Here is a 24447-nt window from a genome sequence, read left to right on the forward strand (position 1 = left end):
TTAATGAAAATGCTTAGTGACATATCCCCTTTTTGTGTTATACTATTATTGGGATTGGAGATAAATAGTATAACGCATTCAAGGGGGATAACATATTATGACTCGTGTGGCAATTAATGGATTTGGACGTATTGGGAGAATGGTATTTCGTCAAGCAATAAAAGAAAGCGCATTCGAAATTGTAGCAATCAATGCAAGCTATCCATCTGAAACGTTAGCACACTTAATTAAATATGATACAGTTCATGGCAAGTTTGACGGAACAGTAGAAGCATTTGAAGATCACTTATTAGTTGATGGAAAAATGATTCGCCTTTTAAACAACCGCGATCCAAAGGAATTGCCTTGGACAGATTTAGGTGTTGAAGTTGTAATTGAAGCAACTGGTAAATTTAATTCGAAAGAAAAAGCAATTCTTCACGTTGAAGCTGGAGCGAAAAAAGTTATTTTAACAGCGCCTGGTAAAAATGAAGATGTAACAATTGTAGTTGGTGTGAACGAAGACCAATTAGATATTACAAAACATACTGTTATTTCAAATGCATCTTGTACAACAAATTGTTTAGCGCCTGTTGTGAAGGTGTTAGATGAGCAGTTTGGAATTGAAAACGGTTTAATGACGACAGTTCACGCTTATACAAATGACCAAAAAAATATTGATAACCCACATAAAGATTTAAGAAGAGCACGTGCTTGCGGACAATCAATCATTCCGACAACGACAGGTGCTGCGAAAGCGCTAGCAAAAGTTCTTCCACATTTAAACGGAAAACTTCATGGTATGGCACTTCGTGTACCAACACCAAACGTGTCTCTTGTTGATTTAGTAGTAGATGTAAAACGCGATGTGACAGTTGAAGCTATTAACGATGCATTCAAAACTGTTGCAAACGGTGCGTTAAAAGGTATTGTAGAATTCAGCGAAGAGCCTTTAGTATCTATCGACTTTAATACAAATACACACTCAGCTATTATCGATGGTTTATCTACAATGGTAATGGGTGATCGTAAAGTGAAAGTACTTGCTTGGTATGATAACGAGTGGGGCTACTCTCGTCGTGTTGTAGATCTTGTAACATTAGTTGTTCAAGAGTTAGCGAAACAAGAAAATGTGCAACACATTTAAGTGAATAAGGGAGGAGAGGGCAAGGCAATATTTGCCCTCTTTTTTTAATTTTTTCTGAAAAGGAAAAAAATTATATAAGTATATTTTAAAAAGTGGACATACCACGAAACGTTGTGATTACTGCATTTGTGAATCGTTTATTTTTTTTAGGGAAAAGTAAAGAGGAAAATATGACAGAAAATCGAAAAAACTGTTGTTGCAAAATGAAAATAAACAAAGTATACTAACACTCGTAAACTTAAGAGCTGAGGTACGTAGTCACTACTTAAAGGGTTAGGACCTCTCTGGACTAACTTTCCCCCGTGGTAGTGGAGCAAGCCAAATTGCAAATTAGTTTTCAATTCGAACAGTTAGAATAAATTTACAAGGGGGAACTGTAGAATGGATACTATGGATACGATGGGTCGTCACGTGATCGCTGAACTTTGGGATTGCGATTTCGACAAGCTTAATGACATGCCGTATATTGAACAATTATTTGTGGATGCAGCACTAAGAGCTGGTGCTGAAGTGCGTGAGGTTGCTTTCCATAAATTTGCACCACAAGGTGTAAGTGGAGTAGTAATTATCTCAGAATCACATTTAACAATTCATAGCTTTCCGGAGCACGGTTACGCAAGTATTGATGTTTATACTTGTGGGGATCGTATTGATCCAAATGTTGCTGCAGAATATATTGCAGAAGGTTTAAACGCGAAAACGCGTGAGAGCATCGAGCTTCCTCGAGGCACTGGTAGCTTCGAAATTAAGCAGAGAGAAACAAAAGCTCTTTAAAAAAGAACATAATTGATTTAAAATGTAAAGAGGTGTATAATGCACCTCTTTTTTAGTTTATAAAAAAGGGAAAATATAACGTACTCGTTAGTTGAATAAATTGGACTCTTGCAAATGAGGTAGTGCCCTATATACCATCTTATTTTTAAGGATGAGATGATAAAGTGATGCGCTGGAATTTAAAGTGGTAAGAGAGTTAGAATGAGTTATATAATATTGTATATATATTTTAGGTGAAGTGAGTAGAGAAAAATAAAGAGTATAGTGTAAAGGAGTGAATGAATTGCGTTGTCCATCCTGTTCTCATAATGGTACAAGAGTGTTAGATTCGCGTCCGGTAGACGAGGGGCGCTCTATTCGAAGAAGGAGAGAGTGTGAAAGCTGCTTAAGTCGCTTTACGACCTTTGAAAGGGTAGAAGAGTCACCTCTTATCGTTGTAAAAAAAGAAGGCACACGAGAAGAGTTTAATAAAGAAAAGATTTTACGCGGTTTAATTAAAGCGTGTGAAAAAAGACCAGTATCTTTAAGACAATTAGAAGAAGTAACACAAAGCGTGGAACGTGAACTGCGTAATTTAGGTATATCAGAAGTGAAAAGTGATATGATTGGTGAAATTGTTATGGAAGAACTTCGCGATATTGATGATGTTGCTTACGTACGTTTTGCTTCTGTATATCGTCAATTTAAAGATTTAAATGTATTTATTGAAGAATTAAAAGATATACTGCAAAAAGAAAGAGAGTAGAAGTTGTATTTTATTCTCTTTATATACCGTAAGTAATAGGATAAGAGAGCTAGAAGCGCAAGCTAATAGCTCTTTTTCACTAAGAATTTATATAATGAAGATAGAACGAATGAAGTAGAGGATAGATTGGATGAGAGAAAGGAAAAGCAAGAATGGAAAAACAGTCATGGATGGAGCTATTGCCGATTGATCGTTATAAAGTAAGTGCGAAAGGACTACTGCACAATTACGACCGAAAAGTGTTAACGATGTTGTATCAGCCGTTAATAGGTAGTAGAGCTTTTAGCTTATACATGACACTATGGGGAGAGCTTGAGCAAGATCGTGTATTTGGAAAAGAGAATACGCATCATTCCCTTATGGTGACTATGCAAATGCAACTTCCTGAAGTATATGAGGAACGAGTAAAGTTAGAGGCAATTGGGCTTTTGAAGGTATATATTAAGAAAGAAAAAGATATTCGAATGTTCATATATGAGTTGCAACCACCTTTATCTCCGAAGCAGTTTTTTGATGATATTGTTTTAAGTATCTTTTTATACAATCGATTGAGCAGGACAAAATATAATCAAGTAAAGCAATATTTCTTAGAAGAAGAATTTGATTTTGCTTCTTATGAAAATGTTACGCGTTCTTTCAATGATGTGTTTGGTTCGTTTAATCCAGGACAGCTTGAGCATGCGCAAGAAGACCTTCGTATTCCAAAAACGACAACTATGCCAAGTAACGAGAAGGGAGACGCTCCGAAAGTTTGGAATGATTTCTTTGATTTCTCTTTATTTGTAGATGGATTGTCCGCTCTTGTTCCTAAAAAGGCGATTACAGATCAAGTGAGAGACTGCGTTATAACACTTGCTTACGTGTATGGTGTAGATGTGTTATCGATGCAAAATATCGTTCTTGGTGCAGTGACAGAGATGCAAACAATTGATATGGAAAGGCTTAGAAAAGGAGCGCGCGATTGGTATCAATTTGAAAATGGTCAAGCATTACCGGTATTAAGTGAAAGAGTACAGCCTCATGCTGCACGTACGATGAAAGAGAAAGAGCCTTCATCGCAAGAGGAGATGCTAATAAAGCAGCTAGAGGAAATCTCACCAAAACAACTATTGAAAGAGATTTCTGGTGGTGCAGAGGCAACGAAAGCGGACTTGCAGATCGTTGAAGATGTCATGATTAATCAAAAATTGACACCAGGAGTTGTGAATGTACTTATTTATTACGTTATGCTACGCTCAGATATGAAACTTGCGAAAACGTATGTCGAGAAGATTGCTGGGCATTGGGCACGTAAAAAGGTCGGTACAGTAGCGGACGCGATGGCGTTAGCGAAAGAAGAGAACCGTCAATATCAAGAGTGGGCTGAGACGAAGAAAAAAGGCCGTACGGCGAAGAAAACGGTGCGGAAAGAAATGGTGCCAGATTGGCTTAAGGAAGAAGAGCCGAAAGAACAAGAGAAAGAAACAGTGAAGAAAGATGTAAGTGTAGAAAAAGATGCAAGTACGCTAGAAGATGAACGAAAACGACTAGAAGAAGTGTTAAAAAAATATAAGCGTGATTAATAGAAGAGAATGAACGCTCTTTGAGGTGAGAAAATGGAGCATATTCAAAATTCATTTGCAAAATTAATGGAAAATGAAAACTTTAAAAATAGATATGAAGTATTAAAGGCAGAAGTAATGGCGCATCCGCGTGTGAAAGAATTTATAGATGAACATAAGGGTGAAGTAACGACTTCTATGATTGAGCGCAGTCTTGTGAAGTTATATGAATATATTGGACAAAGTGTAGGTTGCGTGGATTGTCCGGATTTAGGCTCATGTAAAAATATGCTACAAGGGTACGAGCCAAAGCTTGTTATTCAAGGGAAGATGATTGATATTCAATACGATCGCTGCGTTAGAAAAGTAGCGCATGACGAGAGAAAGAAATATGAAAAACTTGTTCAAAGTGTATATATGCCAACGGATATTTTACAGGCAACTATGGAAAACTTAGATCCTTCTGATTTAAATGCACGTATCGATGCGATTGGTGCAGCGAATGAATTTTTAAGTACATATGAACCAGGTAAAAAAGCACAAGGTTTATATTTGTACGGTAAATTTGGTGTAGGAAAAACGTATTTGTTAGGAGCAATAGCGAACGAGCTTGCTCGAAAGAAAATAAGTTCGATGCTCGTATACTTCCCGGAATTTTTACGTGAAATTAAAAGTTCAATTCAAGATAATTCGATTGGTGAGAAGATTGATGCGGTTAAACGCGTACAAGTTTTAATGTTAGATGATATCGGGGCAGAAGCGATGTCAAGCTTTGTCCGTGACGATGTACTCGGTGCAATCTTACAATTCCGTATGTTAGAAAACTTACCGACGTTCTTTACGTCTAATTTTGATTTTAAACAACTGGAACACCATTTAACGTATACGCAGCGTGGCGAGGCTGAAGAAATGAAGGCAGCACGTATTATGGAACGAATTAAATATTTAGCGAAACCAATTCCGATTGGTGGGAAAAACCGTCGTCATAAGTAAAAGAGCAAGCTGAGAGGCTTGCTCTTTTGTATTATAGTGATATTTTCTTTTCAAATATGAGGTCGAAATATTCAGGTTGTCCAGAACTGCCAATCGTAGGGGCAACAATCTGTACGAACCTCCAGCCATTTCTAGCATGTTCTTGAATAATTTCTTGGTAGTCTTCAGCTGGTTTTGAGCGAGTGAACCCCCAATGTAATTCGACTTTTACGAATTTATATTCAAACATTCTGATACCTCATTTTATTGATAAGTAAAGTATACAATAAAAATTCATAGTAGCTTGTATCATTTTTTTCTCCCTCCCTTAATATATATAAAATTAGCAAGCCATATTGAGTGGATTTTCTAACGATAGGAAATGTAATTCTACTAAGAGTGAACTTCACGCGGAACGGACTCTTATAGGATTTGTAACGTATAGATACAGTCCTTTAGAGCGGGGATAAAAGGGGGGACAGAAGTGATTGAAATTTGCTTCGAAGAAAAAAATGATGCTATGCACGTATATAGACAATTGCTGAAAAGAGCGGAAGTATTATATAAGGAAACGAGTGTGTATTTACAGGAACAAAAAGTGGTGATTCACATACCAGTACGTGAATCGAATTATATTGAAAAGATCTTATTGCCAGTAATGGTGTATTTCATTGTGAATGTGAAACAAAATGAGTGGATTTATACGATTTTAAAAGAAAAGTTTTTTTATGAAGAACAAGAAGAGTGTCATCAAATATTGCACATGGCACATGAGATTTTAAAGGGAAGAAGAAAAGGTGTAGCTCAGGATTTAACGCGTAACGCATTTGAGTCATATATTAAGTCTTCTTTAAATAATTGGCTTTGTGATCCGCTCTCATTCTCGTTTTCATCATATATCCGTTTTCGTCTTCGTACATATAGGGAAATGGTGGCTAAACTTGCGGAAGTGGCAATTGATGAATATAAGATGGAGCAAGAATACCAAATGTTCATTGAGACGCTTCGGCAACAAGTAAGTAGCCGTAAATCACGTTTGTCTTGCGTGCATCTTATTTTTGATGAAAGCTTTATCTTTTATGATGATAAAGGTAGACGTTTAAAACAGGAGAAGTTGGTCCAATATATAGATGAGGAATTATTAAAGCAAAATGATGTATATATTGATACGAAAGTAATTGCGCCGCTTCTTTCTATTTCGCCTAAAAAGATTTATTTATATACGAAAGAACAAGACCATAATATGATTATTACTTTGCGAAATGTGTTCCAAGAACGGGTCCAATTACATGGATTACATGATTTTGAGCGCAATGTGAAAAATTTAAAAAATAAAGGTAACGCCCTTGATTTTCTAAGTTTTTGAGCATATAATTACCTACATAAATGAAATATATTGAAATGTCATGATGAGGACATGAGTAGTTTTCTACGATTTTCAGAGAGGGAAGCCTTAGGGTGTGAGCTTCCTAGTACGGGATTATTACTTACCACCTCTAAACTTTAGCAGTGAACGGTTTTTCTAGTAATTGCTAACGGACAACACCGTTATGTTGAACTTGAGCAATTAACAATTATGTTAATTGGAACAAGGGTGGAACCACGAATTCAACACTCGTCCCTTTTTACGGGATGAGTGTTTTTTATTTTGAGAAAAAGAGGAGTGACCAGTGATGGCAGATGTAGTTAAAATTACTTTCCCTGATGGAGCTGTGAAGGAGTTTCCAAAAGGCGTAACAACTGAAGAAATCGCAGCTTCTATTAGCCCAGGCTTAAAGAAAAAAGCTGTAGCTGGAAAATTAAACGATGAGATGATCGATCTTGTTACACCAATCGAAGAAGATGGTGCAGTTTCTATCATTACATTAGATTCTGAAGATGGCCTATATATTTTACGCCATTCAACAGCCCACCTTTTAGCACAAGCGTTAAAACGTTTATATAAAGATGTTAAGGTTGAGCTCGGCATTGGTCCAGTAATTGAAAATGGCTTCTACTACGATATTGATATGGAAGAAGCAATTACAGTTGAAGACTTCAAGAAAATCGAAAAAGAAATGCAAAAAATCGTGAACGAGAACTTAGAAATCGTTCGTCATGAAGTACCACGTGCAGAAGCAATTCGTCGCTTTGAAGAAATCGGCGATGAGTTAAAATTAGATTTAATTAACGATCTTCCAGAAGATGCAGTTATTTCAATCTATGAGCAAGGCGAATTCTTCGACCTTTGTCGTGGTGTTCACCTTCCATCTACAGGGAAAATTAAAGTGTTTAAATTATTAAGCGTTGCAGGTGCTTACTGGCGCGGCGATAGCAATAATAAAATGCTACAACGTATTTACGGTACTGCATTCGTTAAAAAAGCGGAATTAGATGAGCACTTACGTATGCTTGAAGAAGCGAAAGAGCGCGATCACCGTAAATTAGGTAAAGAATTAAAACTATTTACTAATAGCCAAAAAGTAGGACAAGGTTTACCACTTTGGTTACCAAAGGGTGCAACAATTCGTCGTATTATCGAGCGTTATATCGTTGATAAAGAAGCAAGCTTAGGCTATGATCACGTATATACTCCAGTACTAGGAAGCAGAGAGCTTTATGAAACTTCTGGTCACTGGAACCACTACCGTGATGGCATGTTCCCATCAATGGAAATGGATAACGAAGAATTAGTTCTTCGTCCAATGAACTGTCCTCATCATATGATGGTTTATAAAAATGATATTCACAGCTACCGTGAATTACCAATCCGTATTGCGGAACTTGGAACAATGCACCGTTATGAAATGTCAGGTGCGTTATCTGGATTACAACGTGTACGCGGAATGACTTTAAACGATGCGCATATTTTCGTTCGTCCAGATCAAATTAAAGAAGAGTTAAAACGTGTTGTAAACTTAACTCTAGAAGTGTACAAAGATTTCGGTTTAGAGAACTACTCATTCCGTCTATCTTACCGCGACCCAGCAGATACTAAAAAGTATTATGCGGATGATGAGATGTGGGAAAAAGCACAAGGTATGTTAAAAGAAGCTATGGATGAAATGGGTCTTGATTACTATGAAGCTGAAGGTGAAGCGGCATTCTACGGTCCAAAACTTGACGTTCAAGTTCGTACTGCTCTTGGAAAAGACGAAACACTTTCAACTGTACAATTAGACTTCTTGCTTCCAGAACGCTTTGAATTATCATACGTCGGTGAAGACGGTAAACAACATCGTCCAGTTGTAATTCACCGTGGTGTTGTATCAACTATGGAACGTTTTGTAGCCTTCTTAATTGAAGAATACAAAGGTGCATTCCCAACATGGTTAGCTCCAGTTCAAGTACAAGTAATTCCAGTTTCTCCGCAAGTACATTTAGACTATGCGAAGAAAGTACAAGACGAATTGCGTCGTGCTGGTATCCGTGTTGAATTAGACACTCGTGAAGAGAAAATCGGTTACAAAATCCGTGAAGCACAAATGCAAAAAATTCCGTACATGCTTGTAGTAGGTGACAATGAAGTAACTGAAAACGGCGTAAACGTACGTAAATATGGTGAACAAAAATCAGAAACAATCGCATTAGATGCTTTTGTTGACATGATTAAAGTAGAAGGAAAACGATAAGAAAAAGCCGCGGTATACCGCGGCTTTTTTATGTAATATACTTGAGAAAAATTAGAAAAAATAACCATGTAATACTTATCATAAAAAAGTATTGCAAGTATGTTAGTTGTTTGTTACAATATTTCTTGTTGTTAGTAAAACACATCGCGTCTTCTTGACAGACGTCATGTCCTATGATAAACTCATCAAGGATAATAGAATATTGTTTTGTGGAACAAGTAGAAGCACCCGCTTCTCACCTGATGGACGCATTCGCAGTTAACAGGTAAATGTATTTCTTACTTAAGATTTTACAAGTGTGGGTGTCGTATGCCCGCACTTTTTTTGTTCGGGTTCTATGACTACAAAATATGTTCTGAGAAAACCTTGGAGGTGGCTTACTATTAGCAAGGATATGATGATTAACGAGCAAATTCGTGCACGTGAAGTACGTTTAGTTGGCGCAAATGGCGATCAACTTGGAATCAAGTCTCGTAATGACGCTTTAGACTTAGCTGCAAATCTTAATCTTGATTTAGTATTAGTTGCTCCAAATGCGAAACCGCCAGTATGCCGCATTATGGACTACGGTAAATTCCGCTTTGAGCAACAGAAGAAAGAAAAAGAGCAGCGCAAAAATCAAAAAGTAATTAGCATGAAAGAAGTTCGTTTAAGTCCAACAATTGATGAACACGACTTTAACACAAAACTTCGTAATGCTATCAAGTTTTTAGAGAAAGGCGACAAGGTTAAAGCATCAATTCGCTTTAAAGGACGTGCCATTACTCATAAAGAAATCGGTCAACGTGTTTTAGATCGCTTCTCAGAAGCTTGTGCTGAAGTTAGCACAGTTGAATCTAAGCCTAAAATGGAAGGACGCAGTATGTTCTTAGTTTTAGCACCGAAAAACGATAAGTAATAGATAGAGGAGGAAATACCTATGCCTAAACAAAAAACTCATCGCGGCGCTGCAAAGCGTTTCAAAAAGACTGGATCAGGTAAACTGAAACGTTCTCACGCTTACACAAGCCATTTATTCGCTAACAAATCTACAAAAGCTAAACGTAAACTACGTAAAGCTGGTGTAGTAAGCGCTGGTGACTTCAAACGCATTCGTCAAATGCTTGACAACTTAAAATAAGTTCGGCTGATATATAGAACAATTAGGAGGTAATATTATGCCAAGAGTAAAAGGTGGTACAGTTACTCGTCAACGTCGTAAAAAAGTAATTAAATTAGCAAAAGGTTACTACGGTTCAAAAAATACATTATTCAAGGTTGCTAACCAACAGGTTATGAAATCTCTAATGTATGCATTCCGTGACCGCCGTCAAAAGAAACGTGACTTCCGTAAATTATGGATTACACGTATCAACGCAGCAGCTCGTATGAATGGTCTTTCTTACAGCCGCTTAATGCACGGTCTTAAAAATGCTGGCATCGAAGTTAACCGCAAGATGCTTGCTGACTTAGCTGTTCATGACGAAAAAGCTTTCGCTGAATTAGCAACAGTTGCAAAAAACAACATTAACTAATTAATTAGTTGAAACCTTAGAAGAATTTTCTTCTAAGGTTTTTTTATTTGTATTCAAATAGAAGTTAGAAGTGAAAGAAATTCTAAAGATTAACGGCTATGTTGTTATCAATATGACAAAATCAATATAAAAGTTATAGCAGTATAGAAGAATATACATATGAAGTCAGGAGAATACTCCTGGCTTTTTTCAATTCTGCTCGTTTGGAAAGAAGAGTATCTTTCCTAGCTGAAACGACACTGCTATAATGGAAAGATGATATGGAACTTTCATCAGATGAACAATTTAAGAGCGATGACTGAAACGTATTTGTAAATTAAGGACAAGCTATTTTATAAAGAGTTAGATAGCTGACTTATTCATAAGAACTGAAACATAATAATGAACTTTGAGATGAAACAACATTGTTGCGTAAAATGCGATGTTGGAGGAGGACAATAGAATGGACTTACTACAACTATTTAAATTACAAAAAGAATTAGATGACCGTATTGCAAAAGAACATGACTTACAACCGAAAAAATTGTTAAAAGAAAAAATGTTAGCTCTTCTTGTAGAAATTGGAGAACTTGCAAATGAAACACGTTGTTTTAAATATTGGAGCAACAAACCAGCATCAGAACGTGAAGTAATATTAGAAGAATACGTAGATGGTTTGCATTTTATTTTATCAATCGGAATTGATTTAGGTATTGATAAAAACTTCCTATTCTATAAATGTGCACAGACGAATAAAACACAAGTGGAAATTTTCTTAGACACATATGCGAAAGTAATTCGTTTTACAGATCAACCATCTATTACAAACTATATTGAATTATTTACGAGCTATCTTCGACTTGGACAAGCACTTGAATTTGAACAAGAAGAGATTGAAAAAGCATATTTAGATAAAAATGAAGTAAATCATCAGCGTCAAACACAAGGATACTAATTTAATTTTTGAATATTTCAATTTAATTATTGTATAATGAATTGACTGAAGAAAAAGGAGGGTGTTGGCAATGACAAAATTAGACGCGACATTGACAATGCTAAAAGAATTAACAGATGCACGTGGTATTGCTGGTAATGAGCGTGAACCACGTGAAGTAATGAAGAAATATATTGAGCCGTTTGCGGACGAACTTTCTACTGATAATTTAGGGAGTTTAGTTGCGAAAAAAGTAGGGGAAGAAAACGGCCCGAAAATTATGGTTGCAGGTCATTTAGATGAAGTTGGATTTATGATTACACAAATCGATGACAAAGGTTTCCTTCGCTTCCAAACGGTTGGTGGCTGGTGGTCACAAGTTATGCTTGCGCAACGCGTGACGATTGTAACGCGTAAAGGAGATGTAACAGGTGTAATTGGTTCAAAACCACCGCACATTTTACCTCCAGAAGCTCGTAAAAAGCCAGTTGAAATTAAAGACATGTTCATCGATATCGGTGCTTCTAGCCAAGAAGAAGCGATGGAGTGGGGCGTACGACCAGGAGATCAAGTTGTACCTTACTTTGAATTCCAAGTGATGAAGAATGAAAAAATGTTACTTGCAAAGGCATGGGATAACCGAATCGGTTGTGCAATTGCAATTGACGTATTAAAACAATTAAAAGATGAAAAGCATCCAAACGTTGTATATGGCGTTGGAACTGTACAAGAAGAAGTTGGTCTTCGTGGCGCAAAAACATCTGCGAATTATATTAAACCAGATATCGCGTTCGCAGTAGATGTTGGTATCGCTGGAGATACACCGGGTGTAACGTCAAAAGAAGCACAAAGTAAAATGGGCGATGGGCCACAAATCATTTTATATGATGCTTCTGTTATTGGACATACAGGTTTACGTGATTTCGTAGTTGATGTTGCTGATGAATTACAAATCCCGTATCAATATGATTCAGTAGCAGGCGGAGGAACGGATGCGGGTGCGATTCACATTGCTGTAAATGGTATTCCTTCTATGGCAATTACAATTGCAACGCGCTATATCCATTCTCATGCGGCAATGTTACATCGTGATGATTATGAAAATGCAGTGAAGTTAATTGTAGAAGTTATTAAACGTCTTGATAAAGAGGCTGTACATAACATTACATTTAATTAATAGAAAAAGCGAAGGAGCTTCTCCTTCGCTTTTTTATGTTTTAAAAAGGCCTTTCTAATCCTGCAGCAGTATGAGCCCCTAAAATAATTAAACGAGTTAATTGCATCGCCATAAAATGCGGGGTATATATCATTCCTCTTTTTAACCATGACATAATCATTCCGATGTGAGCCCCTGTCACATAACTAATCAAAATATCACGAGGAACCATAAGATCTTCATCATCTGGTTGTGAAATAGACAAGCTTAATGTTAAATGCACTTGTATTGTTTTCATCATTTTATAAGAGTAGTTTCCGGCAGCTTTATCCCCAAGCATAACGTTATAAAAGTTTACATTTTCTGCGATATGTTCGAATAAAGCCAAAAATGTAGGATGAGGTGAATCAAATGTAAGTTGAAAATCTTCTTTATTTCTATTTTTCGGTTTAATTACTTCTGCTAGCTTCTCTAACATTTCTTCAATGCTTTTGTCTAATAGGTCATATTTATCATGGTAATGGCTATAAAATGTAGCGCGGTTTACAGGAGCGCGTTCTGCGATATGTTGCACAGTTACATTTTCAAAGCCTTTTTCGCCTACTAAAGCGACAAAAGCATCCTGAATGAGTTGTCTCGTTCGCTTTACACGTGGATCATTTGTATTTTTAATAGACATTTTCCTTCTCCTCGTTTAATTTTCTATACTTAAACAACATATTGGTATTATATTGTTGTTTAAGCAACATTTCATACGTAAATTGTCGGTTGTAGATTCAAAATAATTATTTATAATTATAAACGATAGTCCTTCAGAAATCAGCACCGCTCGCAGGTAGATAAATTTCGATTTACGCTGCAGATGGTGTGATTTTTTTGTTAAAAGGTTAATATAATTAACAATTAAACAATCTAAACAATAAGGACATAAATAGTTTAGAAAAAAATTATATGCGATATAAGGAGAGGAATGCAATGAATCAGTTTCGAAGAATGGTAATTATCAACATTATCACATTAATTGTACTAGTTGGCGGCGGTATTGGCGGTTATTACTATTACAATCAAACGGAAAATTACTTAAAAACAGACAATGCAAAGATTGATGGAAAGGTAATTCCGGTTGCTTCACCAGTAGCAGGTAAACTAACTGACTGGAAAGCTGAAGTAGGAAAAAATTATAATGAGAACGATAAATTAGGTACTGTTACTGTAGCGGCAGCTAATGGAGAACAAACAGTAGATGTAACAATTCCACAAAATGCAACAGTTGTACAATCAAACGCGACAACAAATGCTTTCGTTGGAGCGGGTAGCCCAATTGCTTATGCATTTGATATGAACAATTTATGGGTAACAGCAAACATTGAAGAAACAGATGTTGATGATGTTCAAAAAGGTCAAGATGTAGATGTGTATGTAGATGCATACCCAGATACAACGTTAACAGGAAAAGTAGAACAAGTTGGCTTAACAACAGCGAATACATTCTCTATGTTGCCATCAAGCAACGCAACAGCGAACTATACGAAAGTAACACAAGTAGTACCAGTTAAAATTTCTTTAGATCATAGCAAATCAGTAAATATTGTTCCTGGCATGAATGTGACAGTTCGTATTCATAAGTAAGGGGGAGATGAGATGTCCTCAATTGTAATTGCAGGATATGCACTATTTTGTATAATCGTCTTCTTCCTTGTAAATCGTCTTTTACGAAAGAAAAAAACGAAAATGGGAGAAGAACAAGTCCCAGCCGTAAGTAAAATAGAAGTAAGTAAAGTTGAAACAAAAGAGAAAGAAATTGAACGAAAGCAAGAATCGGAAATTTCTAATGTAGTTGAGTTAGAAACAGGAAAGCAAGAAGAAGTAAAACAAGAAAAAGAAGTGCCGAAAAAACAAATGTCTATGCCTGTAGAGAATGTGAACGCAAAAGCAGTTGTAGCTGTATTAATTCTAGGCATGTTCGTTTCTATTTTAAACCAAACAATCATTAATGTTGCATTACCTCCGTTAATGAATGAATTTAATGTATCAACTTCAACAGCACAATGGTTAATTACAGGCTTCATGCTTGTAAATGGTATTTTAGTACCGATTAGTGCCTTTTTAGTTTCACGATTTACGTATCGTAAATTATTCGTAGCAGCAATGTTATTCTTCACGGTAGGATCTATCATTTGTGCTACTTCAGGAAACTTTACAATGATGATGACAGGTCGCGTAATTCAAGCAGTTGGTGCGGGTATTTTAATGCCGGTTGGTATGAATATCTTCATGACGTTATTCCCGCCTCATAAACGCGGAGCGGCGATGGGATTACTAGGTGTAGCGATGATTTTAGCACCAGCTATCGGACCAACTGTAACAGGTTGGGTGATTGAAAACTATAGCTGGAACTTAATGTTCTATGCGATGTTTATTATTGGTTTAATTATTACGTTCCTATCTTTAAAATTCTTTACACTAGCTCAGCCGGTGTCTAAAACGAAATTAGATATATTCGGTGTGGTTAGTTCAAGTATTGGACTAGGAAGCTTATTGTACGGATTTAGTGAAGCTGGAAATAATAGTTGGACTAGTGCAGAAGTCATTATTTCACTTGTTATCGGTGTAATTGGTTTAGCGTTATTTATTTGGAGAGAGTTAACAACGGACAATAAAATGCTTGATTTACAAGTATTTAAATATCCAGTATTTACTTTTACTTTAGTAATTAATGCAATCGTTACGATGGCATTATTCGGAGGTATGTTATTGCTTCCAGTATATCTGCAAAACATTCGTGGCTTTACGCCAATTGAATCTGGTTTACTACTTCTTCCAGGATCATTAATTATGGGGATCATGGGACCAGTAGCGGGTAAATTATTCGATAAATATGGTATTCGTCCATTAGCGATAATTGGATTGGCAATTACGACGTATGCGACATATGAATTTACAAAATTATCGATGGATACGCCGTATAGCGTTATTATGACGGATTACATTATACGTTCAATTGGTATGTCATTCATTATGATGCCAATTATGACAGCTGGTATGAACGCGCTGCCGATGAAATTAATTTCTCACGGTACAGCAACGCAAAATACGTCAAGACAAGTAGCGGGTTCAATCGGAACAGCTATTTTAATTACACTTATGACGCAACAAACGACTGCTCACGTAGCTGATTACGGCAACATGTTAACAACATCAAACCCAATTTTAGTTGATAAAGTACACGGCATGGGTCAAAGCTTAGCGGCCTTAGCTGGATCAGCTCAAGCAGGAGACGCGATGAGCACACAACTATTATATGGACAAATTTCAAAGCTATCTGCAATTAACGGTATTAACGATGCCTTCTTAATCGCAACGATACTAGCAGGTATCGCTTGGGTGTTATCGTTCTTCTTACAATCAGGCAATAAACCAAATAGAAAAGCAGGGAATTAATTTCCCTGCTTTTTTGTTTTCTTATACAAGGATTCAATTAGATATAGAATGAATCACCTGCAGACATGAGAACCCAGAAAATAACCCCCAGTAGTCCCGCAATAAAAATAATAAATCCTATGTTGTGTATACTTTTACATTGTGCTTGTAATCCATTTATCCTCGCTAATAAGACAATTAAAGAAATTAAAATTAGTATAAAGAAGTTGTTATAAAAAGAGTAAAGAGAGGTATCATCATGATACCTCTCTTTATCCTAAGAATGCTAACATATTATTCATAATATGAAATAACATAGCTGGAATAATGGATTTTGTTTTCAGGCGTAATATTTAAATATTACATATAAAGGTGTATTTTCCATAAAATAATAAAAGAGGTATCACCCTGTAGTGATGCCTCTTTCTCATTGATAACTATGTTCTGTCTTGTTATTCAATTTTGCTTGCTCTATTTGCAATTCACGCTCTACCAATCGATCTAATTGCTGAATTGCTTTAAGTGCTTTTTCATAAGAAATTGTTCGATAATGATGCGCTCCGCCCGGTTCTTCATCTGCTTCGTCTGCCCATTTAATAATATTTTGAAGAGATGTTCTTTCAATTTCTTGTTCCACTAAGAAAGAATCTGTATGAAGAAGAATTGCAATAGAAATTTCTTTTGCTAGTTTTGGATGTTCTCCTAATCTAATAAGTAATTTATGTGCTCTTTCAGCGCCTTTAATTGCATGGATATCATTCTTTTTATATAAGTCATAATCCCATTCGCCGCCTGTGTACCACGTATGATGTCCGATATCATGAAGGAAGCCAGCTTTTGTGGCAGCATCGACTGAGGCGTGATGCTTTTTGGCTAGGTGAAACGCATGGTAAGCGACAGCGATCGCGTGGACCATTCCAGAACGGTTTACGTATTTTTGTGTAATGTGGTGTTTAAAAATTTGTTCAAGCGTAATACGGTGCATAAAACATTCACTCCTTTTATCTTATGGTGTATATGAAGAAAAATCGATCGGTTTAAATGTATTTTGAACATTGTACTCCATCATAGTTCGTTAGTAAAGTAGAAATGTTTAGGAGAAGAAAAAATTTTTCTGCAAAAAAATCACCTTAGCTTATGCAAAGGTGATTTTCAAATTGCTTATTTTTTTAATCCTTGCTCTAGTGTTTCTAACATTTCGTGCTTTTCATTTTCATCAGCGTTTTTCCAAATGACTTCAAATAAAACGCCAAGACCTGGAAGCATTTTTTCTTCACCGCTTTGAATTGCATCGACGATTGTTTCTTGTAATTGATCTTGTGAATTTCCAGATACATTCGCTAATACGGCACCGCGTAAATTAAAACTCATTGCTTTCACCTCTTCTTCAGAATTGAAACTGACGTTAGTTTTTGTTCTTTTTTATGTAAATATGTATGAAAAATAGGCTATAATGATAAGACAAGAAGAGAGGGAAATACATATTATGAAAAACATTGATTCAGTACAAAATCCGCGTGTAAAGCAGTGGAAAAAGCTGCAAACGAAAAAAGAACGCGATAAAAAAGGTTTATTTTTTGTAGAAGGATTCCACTTAGTCGAGGAAGCTTTGAAGACAGGAATTGTAACAGAACTTATCGTTTCAGATCAGACAGACCTTCCGAAAGATTGGACAGTTAATGATGTGGAAATGTACATCGTACCTGAGGCGATTGTAAAAATACTTCGTGAAACAGAAACGACGCAAGGTGTATTTGCTGTTTGTGAGAAGCATGAGAAAGAAGTAGCTCTTACTGATGGGAAATTCCTTTTATTAGATGGCCTGCAAGACCCAGGTAATTTAGGAACAATTATTCGTACAGCTGATGCAGCTGGTATTCACGCCGTTGTGCTTGGAGAAGGTTGTGTTGATGTTTACAATAGTAAAGTACTCCGCTCTACACAAGGCTCTATTTTCCACTTACCAATTGTAAAAGGGAACTTAGAAGAATGGGTAGACAAGTTAAAAGAAAATAACGTTCCTGTATATGGAACAGCTCTTGAAAATGGAGTTCCGTATGGTGAAGTAACGCCGGCTGGCAGTTTTGCATTAATTGTAGGAAATGAAGGAAATGGCGTACGCCAAGAAATTCTTGCAAAAACGGATCAAAACTTGTATATTCCGATTTACGGCGGGGCAGAATCATTAAATGTTGCGGTTGCAGCAGGGATTTTAACGTATTATTTGCAAAGCCCGGTTGCGAACAAATAAAAAACTTCTTATAATAAGTTGAAGTACATTATATTAAAAGTTAAATAACGAAAAACGTTGATAGAGAAGAGTAGCTTACAAAATCGCCATATAGGGAGAGAGTGCCGTAGACTGAAAGCATTCTTATGGTAGACGGAAGTGAATTCACCTCTGGAGTTGACGCCAGGACCATGTATATGTAAAGGCGTTCCGGTCAGAATTGATCGTTATAACTAATGAGTGGGCAGACTTGTTCTGTCAATTTAGGGTGGTACCGCGAATTTACCTCGTCCCTTTTTGGGAGCGAGGTTTTTTTATTTTTAAAATTAGGAGGGTTCCAAAATGGAAGCACGTTTAAAAGAGCTAAAGCAAAAAGCGTTAGAGCTTATTGAAGAAGCGAAAGAGCTAAAGGGCTTAAACGACGTACGCGTAGCGTATTTAGGAAAAAAAGGCCCAATTACAGAAGTATTACGCGGCATGGGAAAATTATCAGCAGAAGAGCGTCCACGTATGGGAGCATTAGTAAATGAAGTACGTGAAGCGATTCAAACGCGTCTAGACGACAAAATTAGTAACTTAGAAAAAGCAGTAATTGAAGCGAAATTAGCTACTGAAACAATTGATGTTACATTGCCAGGTCGTCCTGTTGAAACAGGTTGTCACCATCCGTTAACAGCTGTTGTTGAGCAAATTGAAGATGTATTCATCGGTATGGGTTATGAAGTAGCTGAAGGAACAGAAGTAGAAAAAGACTACTACAACTTCGAAGCACTAAACTTACCGAAAGATCACCCAGCGCGTGATATGCAAGATACATTCTACATCACAGAAGAAACGTTACTACGTACACATACATCTTCTGTGCAAGCACGTACGATGGAAAATAATAAAGAAAAAGGCCCAATTAAAATTATTTGTCCTGGTAAAGTGTATCGCCGTGATGACGACGATGCGACGCATTCACATCAGTTCATGCAAATTGAAGGTCTTGTAATTGATAAAAACATTCGTATGAGTGACTTAAAAGGTACACTGCAAGTATTCGTGAAAAAGATGTTCGGTGAAGATCGTGAAATCCGTCTTCGTCCAAGTTTCTTCCCATTCACAGAGCCATCTGTAGAGATGGATATTTCTTGTATGATGTGTCATGGCAAAGGTTGCGGCACTTGTAAAGGAACTGGCTGGATTGAAATTCTAGGCGCAGGTATGGTTCACCCGAACGTACTTGAAATGGCTGGTTATGATTCAAAAGAATATCAAGGCTTCGCATTCGGTATGGGCGCAGAGCGTATCGCAATGTTGAAATACGGAGTAGATGACATTCGTCATTTCTATACAAATGATGTACGTTTCTTACAACAATTCAAACGAGCGTAAGGGAAGGAGAGGATAAGTATGTTCGTATCATATCGTTGGTTACAAGAGTATGTAGATATTAAAGATGTAACAGCACAAGAACTAGCAGACAAAATCACGAAAAGTGGTATTGAAGTAGAAGGCGTTGAAGTATTAAATAAAGGTGTAAAAGGTGTTGTAGTTGGTCACGTATTAGAATGTGAAAAACACCCAGAAGCTGATAAATTAAGCAAATGCTTAATCGATATCGGTGAAGAAGAGCCAGTTCAAATTATTTGTGGAGCTGCTAACATTGCAAAAGGTTTAAAAGTACCAGTTGCAAAAGTTGGAGCTGTACTTCCTGGTAACTTCAAAATCAAAAAAGCAAAACTACGCGGTGAAGCTTCTCACGGTATGGTTTGTGCTCTTCAAGAGCTTGGTATTGATGGAAAGTTAGTTTCAAAAGAATACGCAGATGGTATCTTCATCTTCCCAAGTGACGCTGAAGTTGGTGCAGATGCACTTGAAATTTTAAACTTACACGATGAAGTACTTGAGCTTGGCTTAACACCAAACCGTGCAGATTGCTTAAACATGTTAGGTGTTGCTTACGAAGTAGCTGCTATTTATGGCCGCGAAGTAAAACTTCCAGCTATCGACTTACAAGAAACAGCAGAAAAAACTTCTGATTATATTTCTGTAAGTGTAGAAGCGAAAGAAGAAAACCCATTATACATTGCGAAAATGGTTAAAAACGTAAAGATTGGTCCATCACCAATGTGGATGCAAACTCGTCTTATGGCAGCTGGCATTCGTCCAATTAGCAACGTAGTTGATATTACAAACTACATTTTAATGGAATACGGTCAACCGTTACATGCATTCGATTACGATAAATTAGGTTCAAAAGAAATCGTTGTTCGTCTTGCAAAAGAAGGCGAAAAAATTGAAACGTTAGATGATCAAGAGCGTACATTACAAAGCCACCACCTTGTAATTACAAACGGCACGAAAGCTTTAGCTGTTGCTGGTGTAATGGGCGGGGCGGATTCTGAAGTTACAAATGAGACAGTAAACGTTCTAATTGAGTCTGCATACTTTGCAGGTCAAACAGTACGTCGTACATCAAAAGACTTAGGTCTTCGTAGTGAATCAAGTGCACGTTTCGAAAAAGGAATCGACCCAACACGTACATTTGAAGCAATTCAACACGCAGCTGCTTTAATGGCGAAATATGCTGGCGGTGAAGCACTTGAAGGTGTAGTAGAAGCTGACAACTTACAAGTACAAGAGCGTACAGTATCTGTTACTGCTGAAAAAGTAAACCGTGTATTAGGTACAAATATTTCTGCGAGTGAAATGGGTACAATGTTCACAAACTTGAAATTCCCATTCACAGAAGTAGAAGGAACATTCCACGTGAATGTACCAGCACGTCGTCCTGATATTACAATTTCAGAAGACTTAGTAGAAGAAGTGGGCCGTCTATACGGTTATGACCACATTCCAGTTACATTACCTTCTGGAACGATGACTCGTGGTAAATTAACATCAGCACAAACGAAACGTCGTAAAGTACGCCGCTTCTTAGAGGGTGCTGGTTTATATGAAGCAATCACATATTCATTAACAAGCGCTGATAAAGCGAAACAATATATGGTTGAGCCAAACGAAAAGGCGCCTGTAGGTCTTGCACTTCCAATGAGTGAAGAACGTAGCCAACTTCGTTTAAGCTTAGTACCGCAATTACTAGAAGCAGTTTCATACAATGTCGCTCGTAAAAACGACAGCGTTGCTTTATACGAAGTAGGTTCTATCTTCTTACCGACAGAAGAAGGAGAACTTCCGAAAGAAGAACAACATCTTGCAGGTGTTATGACAGGTCTTGCTCTTCACCATGCATGGCAAGGTGAGAAGAAAGTAGTAGACTTCTTCGTTGTGAAAGGTGTACTAGAAGGACTATTCGACGTACTTGGCGTTGTAAATCAAATCACATATGCACCAGCAAAACGTGGAGGTATGCACCCAGGTCGTACAGCTGACATCGTATTAGATGGCGAAGTAATTGGTTTCATCGGTCAATTGCACCCAGAAGCAGAAAAACAATTAGATGTGAAAAATACATTCGTATTCGAACTATCTCTTGTAAAAGTATTCGGTGCAGACGCAGAAGAAACTTACTACTCAGCGATTCCACGTTTCCCATCTATGACACGTGATATGGCTGTTGTCGTAACGAAAGAAACAAAAGCTGGCGAAATGAAGCAAGTTATTGCTGAAGCTGGTGGAGAACTTCTGAAAGATGTAACACTATTTGACTTATACGAAGGTGAAAAAATGGAAGAAGGCAAGAAATCACTTGCATTCTCTATGAACTACTTCGATGCAGAGCGTACGTTAACAGACGAAGAAGTAACAGAAGCACATAACCGTGTATTAACAGCGGTAGAAGAGAAATTTGGTGCGGAGTTACGTAAGTAATTTAAAAATAAAAAGGTTGAGTACCCATTGAAGGGGACTCAACCTTTTTATTTTTAATTACATTGTATCTGTTTTTCGTTCTGTAAATACTTCGGTAGCAACCGTTAAAATGGTGTTTAATGCTACAGGAAATCCGGCATATATAATCATTTGCATCATTACTTCAATGATTTCTTCTTCTGTCCATCCGACGTTTAAAGCTCCGTTTATATAAAATTTCAGTTGTTCAGTATTCCCTAAAGCTGTTAATCCAGCAACGGTCGCAAGTAATCGAGATTTCAAGTCAAGACCTGGTCTGGCAAAAATTTGACCGTAGTTAAATTCTACAGCTAATGTTCCTAAATCAGGTGCAACAGAATCTGCAAGGTTATTTACGATGTTTTGGTAATGTTCAGGAGAGATTTTTGCTAAAATTCCCATCCCTTTTTCATAATTCACACTAGTTTCTTTCATTACATACATCTTCCCTTCTAGTATAATTGGGCATTTTTATAAATGAGATTAGTGTAATACTTATCATGGAAATTCCAAGAATACATACTCCGGTCCACTGCCATTTGCTCCAGACGAGCAGTCCGAAGTAAGAGCCTATAGACCCACCGAGAAATGTTGCCACCATGTATATGCCGTTCAAACTACTTCGTTTCTCAGGATGTAATTGGAAAAGGTGTGCTTGACAAGCTACTTGATTTGCTTGAGTGCCAGCTGTAAGTAAAAGAGCCCCTACAATGAGTCCTGGTAACCAGTACCCTGAAAACAAAAATAGTAAAAAAGAAAAAAATGAAATAGACGTACATAAAGCGTTTGCAAAAATGGCTCCTTTTTTATCTATAATGCGCCCGATAATAGGTGTTGCAAATGCTCCTACTATTCCTACTAAACCGATTAATCCAACAGTAGAGCTTCCGTAATGATAAGGATGTGTAGTTAATAAGAAAATAAGTGTAGTCCAAAAAACACTGAAAGCTCCAAATACCATCCCTTGACTTAAACAAGCCTTTCGTAACATTTTCTCTTGCAACAAGAGTGGAATGAAAGAAAAGAGAAGCTTTTTATATTGCATGTGATGAGTCTGATCTCCTTTAGGGAAATACATTTTCACTAATAACATAAGAATGAAAGTACTTATGAAAAAAATCCCATAAACAGTTCGCCATCCGAAGTGAATATCAATTAATCCGCTAATTAATCGAGCTCCTAAAATGCCGCAAACTAGACCGATAGATACATTTCCTAAAATTTGACCTCTATTTTGATCAGTGGCGTATTGAGAGACGAAAGGGATTACAATCTGGGGGATGATTGTAACAAATCCAAGAATAAAATTAGCTGCAATTAGCCAAGTCATATCTGTTGAGAAAGCGGCTAAAGCTAAGTTAATACAAATGAGAGACAATAAAATTAAAATTAATTTTTTTCTCTCAAGTATATCCCCTAAAGGAACTATGAAAAGATTTCCTAATGCATATCCGACTTGGGTTACGGTAGCAACAATACCGATTCTAGTTTCTGAAACATGAAAAGTATGGGCTATGCTTACTAAAAGGGTTTGATTTATATACACGTTTGCTACTGTAAAACCACATATTACCGCCATAAATAAAACAAATCGCTGTGTTAGTTCAAAAGAATGTGTTTCTATATTTTTTATTATCATAAAATTCACCTCCTTTACTCATTAAGATAAAGGTAGGTTTATAATGAAAATAGGAGTGTATTTATACTGGTATAAAAACTACCACTAATAAAGGGGAATATTATATGTTAAGCGATGCAGATAGAAGGAAGGAACTAGCAGATTTTTTGAAAAGCCGCCGAGCTAGGTTGACTCCTGAGCAATTTAATTTACCAATTGGTCAGCGAAGAAAAACAAAAGGATTAAGACGGGAAGAAGTTGCACAATTAACTGGAATTGGATTGACATGGTATACATGGTTAGAACAAGGGCGTGATATCCAAGTTTCTCAAGAAGTTATAGAGTCAATTTCTCGTGTGTTTCGGTTGGAGGGAGAAGAAAGAAATCATTTGATTTTATTGGCAAATCTTTCACTACCTTCTCAAATAAGGAAGCCGATTGCTGGACATATAAATGGGGTTTTAGAGGGGTTACTAGATCAATTACAATTTTGTCCTGCTTATGTAATTGATGAAAAATTTAACATTGTTCATTGGAATAAGGCTGCTAGTGTTGTATTTGGTGATTTTGGTGAAATGGATGAGAGAAATCGAAATGCGGTTTGGCGTTGTTTTACATCAAAAGAATACCGTAAACTATTTGAAAACTGGGAAAATCATGCACAACGTTTAATTGCACAGTTCCGAGCTACATATACACAATTTATTGGGGATGAGTGGTTTAAAAATGTGATTGAGGAACTTACGGAAAGAAGTAGCGAATTTCGTATGTGGTGGTCAAATCATGAAGTGCAAGGAACACCTATTGGTCGGAAAGTACTTTTACATCCTGCCATAGGGACGTTGGTCATGGATCATGTTACACTCCAGGTTTATGATGCACCTGAATTAAAGCTTACAATTTATCAGCCACGTATAGAGGAAGATACAAAAATGAAGATGAAAGAATTATTAAAAGGAAATTAGGATAATACAGTAGGGAATTAATCTCTCA

24 protein-coding genes, 2 pseudogenes and 3 other annotated features are annotated in these 24447 nt (G+C 36.8%); of the genes and pseudogenes, 18 read left to right on the top strand and 8 right to left on the bottom strand.

What is annotated here, in order from left to right; all coding sequences use genetic code 11:
• Positions 1-97: 97 nt before the first annotated feature.
• The 5 genes from MR107_RS04120 to dnaI all read left to right on the top strand — a co-directional run bounded on the left by MR107_RS04120 (position 98) and on the right by dnaI (position 5179).
• Positions 98-1126: a glyceraldehyde-3-phosphate dehydrogenase gene (locus MR107_RS04120; protein WP_000198975.1), complete on the top strand. Its 1029-nt coding sequence runs from the start codon at positions 98-100 to the stop codon at positions 1124-1126.
• Positions 1127-1516: 390 nt separating this feature from the next.
• Positions 1517-1900, top strand: coding sequence for an adenosylmethionine decarboxylase (gene speD, locus MR107_RS04125; protein ID WP_002003660.1), 384 nt, complete (start codon positions 1517-1519; stop codon positions 1898-1900).
• A gap of 283 nt (positions 1901-2183) precedes the next feature.
• Positions 2184-2645, top strand: coding sequence for a transcriptional regulator NrdR (gene nrdR, locus MR107_RS04130; protein ID WP_001203687.1), 462 nt, complete (start codon positions 2184-2186; stop codon positions 2643-2645).
• 152 nt (positions 2646-2797) lie between these two features.
• Entirely contained in the window at positions 2798-4207 is a 1410-nt protein-coding gene (locus MR107_RS04135; protein ID WP_000415049.1) for a replication initiation and membrane attachment family protein, read from the top strand.
• 33 nt (positions 4208-4240) lie between these two features.
• Positions 4241-5179 carry a primosomal protein DnaI gene (dnaI, locus tag MR107_RS04140; protein WP_000400104.1) on the top strand — a complete coding sequence of 313 codons (939 nt, stop codon included), beginning with the start codon at positions 4241-4243 and terminating at the stop codon, positions 5177-5179.
• A gap of 31 nt (positions 5180-5210) precedes the next feature.
• Here the strand turns inward: dnaI and MR107_RS04145 are convergent, their stop codons facing one another.
• On the bottom strand, positions 5211-5408 hold the full coding sequence (locus MR107_RS04145) for a DUF4177 domain-containing protein (RefSeq protein WP_000464458.1): 198 nt from the start codon (positions 5406-5408) through the stop codon (positions 5211-5213).
• A 234-nt stretch (positions 5409-5642) separates the two neighbouring features.
• On the opposite strand from MR107_RS04145, the gene ytxC reads away from it, so the two are divergent.
• The 7 genes from ytxC (at position 5643) to MR107_RS04180 (ending at position 12373) form a co-directional block, all read left to right on the top strand.
• The gene (gene ytxC, locus MR107_RS04150; protein ID WP_000569629.1) at positions 5643-6524 is read left to right on the top strand and encodes a putative sporulation protein YtxC; all 882 of its coding nucleotides are present in this window, start codon (positions 5643-5645) and stop codon (positions 6522-6524) included.
• A 31-nt stretch (positions 6525-6555) separates the two neighbouring features.
• Positions 6556-6784 (top strand) — a binding site (T-box leader).
• Between the two features lie 47 nt (positions 6785-6831).
• Positions 6832-8769 carry a threonine--tRNA ligase gene (gene thrS, locus MR107_RS04155; RefSeq protein ID WP_000786083.1) on the top strand — a complete coding sequence of 646 codons (1938 nt, stop codon included), beginning with the start codon at positions 6832-6834 and terminating at the stop codon, positions 8767-8769.
• 210 nt (positions 8770-8979) lie between these two features.
• Positions 8980-9100: a sequence feature (ribosomal protein L20 leader region), on the top strand.
• Positions 9101-9163: 63 nt separating this feature from the next.
• On the top strand, positions 9164-9667 hold the full coding sequence (gene infC, locus MR107_RS04160) for a translation initiation factor IF-3 (protein WP_000973215.1): 504 nt from the start codon (positions 9164-9166) through the stop codon (positions 9665-9667).
• Between the two features lie 21 nt (positions 9668-9688).
• On the top strand, positions 9689-9889 hold the full coding sequence (rpmI, locus tag MR107_RS04165; RefSeq protein ID WP_001125945.1) for a 50S ribosomal protein L35: 201 nt from the start codon (positions 9689-9691) through the stop codon (positions 9887-9889).
• A gap of 37 nt (positions 9890-9926) precedes the next feature.
• Positions 9927-10283: a 50S ribosomal protein L20 gene (rplT, locus tag MR107_RS04170; RefSeq protein WP_001138362.1), complete on the top strand. Its 357-nt coding sequence runs from the start codon at positions 9927-9929 to the stop codon at positions 10281-10283.
• A gap of 442 nt (positions 10284-10725) precedes the next feature.
• Positions 10726-11217, top strand: a complete 492-nt coding sequence (locus MR107_RS04175) for a dUTP diphosphatase (protein WP_000365050.1) — start codon at positions 10726-10728, stop codon at positions 11215-11217.
• 70 nt (positions 11218-11287) lie between these two features.
• Positions 11288-12373, top strand: coding sequence for a M42 family metallopeptidase (locus MR107_RS04180; RefSeq protein WP_000163555.1), 1086 nt, complete (start codon positions 11288-11290; stop codon positions 12371-12373).
• Positions 12374-12413: 40 nt separating this feature from the next.
• Here MR107_RS04180 and MR107_RS04185 read toward each other — a convergent pair whose 3' ends face one another.
• Positions 12414-13031: a TetR/AcrR family transcriptional regulator gene (locus tag MR107_RS04185; RefSeq protein WP_000023661.1), complete on the bottom strand. Its 618-nt coding sequence runs from the start codon at positions 13029-13031 to the stop codon at positions 12414-12416.
• Positions 13032-13327: 296 nt separating this feature from the next.
• Between MR107_RS04185 and MR107_RS04190 the strand changes: the two genes are divergently transcribed.
• Positions 13328-13981 carry an HlyD family secretion protein gene (locus tag MR107_RS04190; protein ID WP_001071419.1) on the top strand — a complete coding sequence of 218 codons (654 nt, stop codon included), beginning with the start codon at positions 13328-13330 and terminating at the stop codon, positions 13979-13981.
• A 12-nt stretch (positions 13982-13993) separates the two neighbouring features.
• Positions 13994-15793 (top strand): DHA2 family efflux MFS transporter permease subunit, encoded by a 1800-nt coding sequence (locus MR107_RS04195; protein WP_242292075.1) that lies wholly within the window; start codon positions 13994-13996, stop codon positions 15791-15793.
• A 37-nt stretch (positions 15794-15830) separates the two neighbouring features.
• Here the strand turns inward: MR107_RS04195 and MR107_RS04200 are convergent.
• From MR107_RS04200 to sspI, 4 genes and pseudogenes are all read right to left on the bottom strand, one after another.
• Positions 15831-15986 (bottom strand): annotated as a pseudogene (locus MR107_RS04200) (DNA-binding protein); the annotation flags it as partial.
• Between the two features lie 58 nt (positions 15987-16044).
• A pseudogene (locus MR107_RS04205) lies at positions 16045-16125 on the bottom strand (CPBP family intramembrane glutamic endopeptidase); the annotation flags it as partial.
• 74 nt (positions 16126-16199) lie between these two features.
• Positions 16200-16757: an HD domain-containing protein gene (locus tag MR107_RS04210; RefSeq protein WP_000554786.1), complete on the bottom strand. Its 558-nt coding sequence runs from the start codon at positions 16755-16757 to the stop codon at positions 16200-16202.
• A 176-nt stretch (positions 16758-16933) separates the two neighbouring features.
• On the bottom strand, positions 16934-17143 hold the full coding sequence (gene sspI, locus MR107_RS04215; RefSeq protein WP_000009509.1) for a small acid-soluble spore protein SspI: 210 nt from the start codon (positions 17141-17143) through the stop codon (positions 16934-16936).
• Between the two features lie 82 nt (positions 17144-17225).
• On the opposite strand from sspI, the gene MR107_RS04220 reads away from it, so the two are divergent.
• From MR107_RS04220 to pheT, 3 genes are all read left to right on the top strand, one after another.
• The gene (locus tag MR107_RS04220; protein ID WP_002026395.1) at positions 17226-18023 is read left to right on the top strand and encodes a TrmH family RNA methyltransferase; all 798 of its coding nucleotides are present in this window, start codon (positions 17226-17228) and stop codon (positions 18021-18023) included.
• A gap of 48 nt (positions 18024-18071) precedes the next feature.
• Positions 18072-18300 (top strand) — a binding site (T-box leader).
• 44 nt (positions 18301-18344) lie between these two features.
• Positions 18345-19379 (top strand): phenylalanine--tRNA ligase subunit alpha, encoded by a 1035-nt coding sequence (pheS, locus tag MR107_RS04225; protein ID WP_000388219.1) that lies wholly within the window; start codon positions 18345-18347, stop codon positions 19377-19379.
• Positions 19380-19397: 18 nt separating this feature from the next.
• Positions 19398-21818, top strand: a complete 2421-nt coding sequence (pheT, locus tag MR107_RS04230; RefSeq protein ID WP_242292076.1) for a phenylalanine--tRNA ligase subunit beta — start codon at positions 19398-19400, stop codon at positions 21816-21818.
• Between the two features lie 57 nt (positions 21819-21875).
• On the opposite strand, the gene MR107_RS04235 is transcribed toward pheT, so the two are convergent.
• Positions 21876-22271 carry a carboxymuconolactone decarboxylase family protein gene (locus tag MR107_RS04235; RefSeq protein ID WP_078187115.1) on the bottom strand — a complete coding sequence of 132 codons (396 nt, stop codon included), beginning with the start codon at positions 22269-22271 and terminating at the stop codon, positions 21876-21878.
• A complete protein-coding gene (locus tag MR107_RS04240; RefSeq protein WP_173602387.1) occupies positions 22258-23475 on the bottom strand; it encodes an MFS transporter in 1218 nt (405 codons plus the stop codon). The genes MR107_RS04235 and MR107_RS04240 overlap by 14 nt, the downstream gene beginning before the upstream one ends.
• 104 nt (positions 23476-23579) lie before the next feature.
• Between MR107_RS04240 and MR107_RS04245 the strand changes: the two genes are divergently transcribed.
• Positions 23580-24419 carry a helix-turn-helix transcriptional regulator gene (locus MR107_RS04245; protein WP_173602388.1) on the top strand — a complete coding sequence of 280 codons (840 nt, stop codon included), beginning with the start codon at positions 23580-23582 and terminating at the stop codon, positions 24417-24419.
• The last annotated feature ends 28 nt before the right edge of the window (positions 24420-24447 follow it).

Source organism: Bacillus cereus group sp. BfR-BA-01441, from assembly GCF_022663075.1.
GTDB classification, from domain to species: Bacteria; Bacillota; Bacilli; order Bacillales; family Bacillaceae_G; genus Bacillus_A; species Bacillus_A cereus.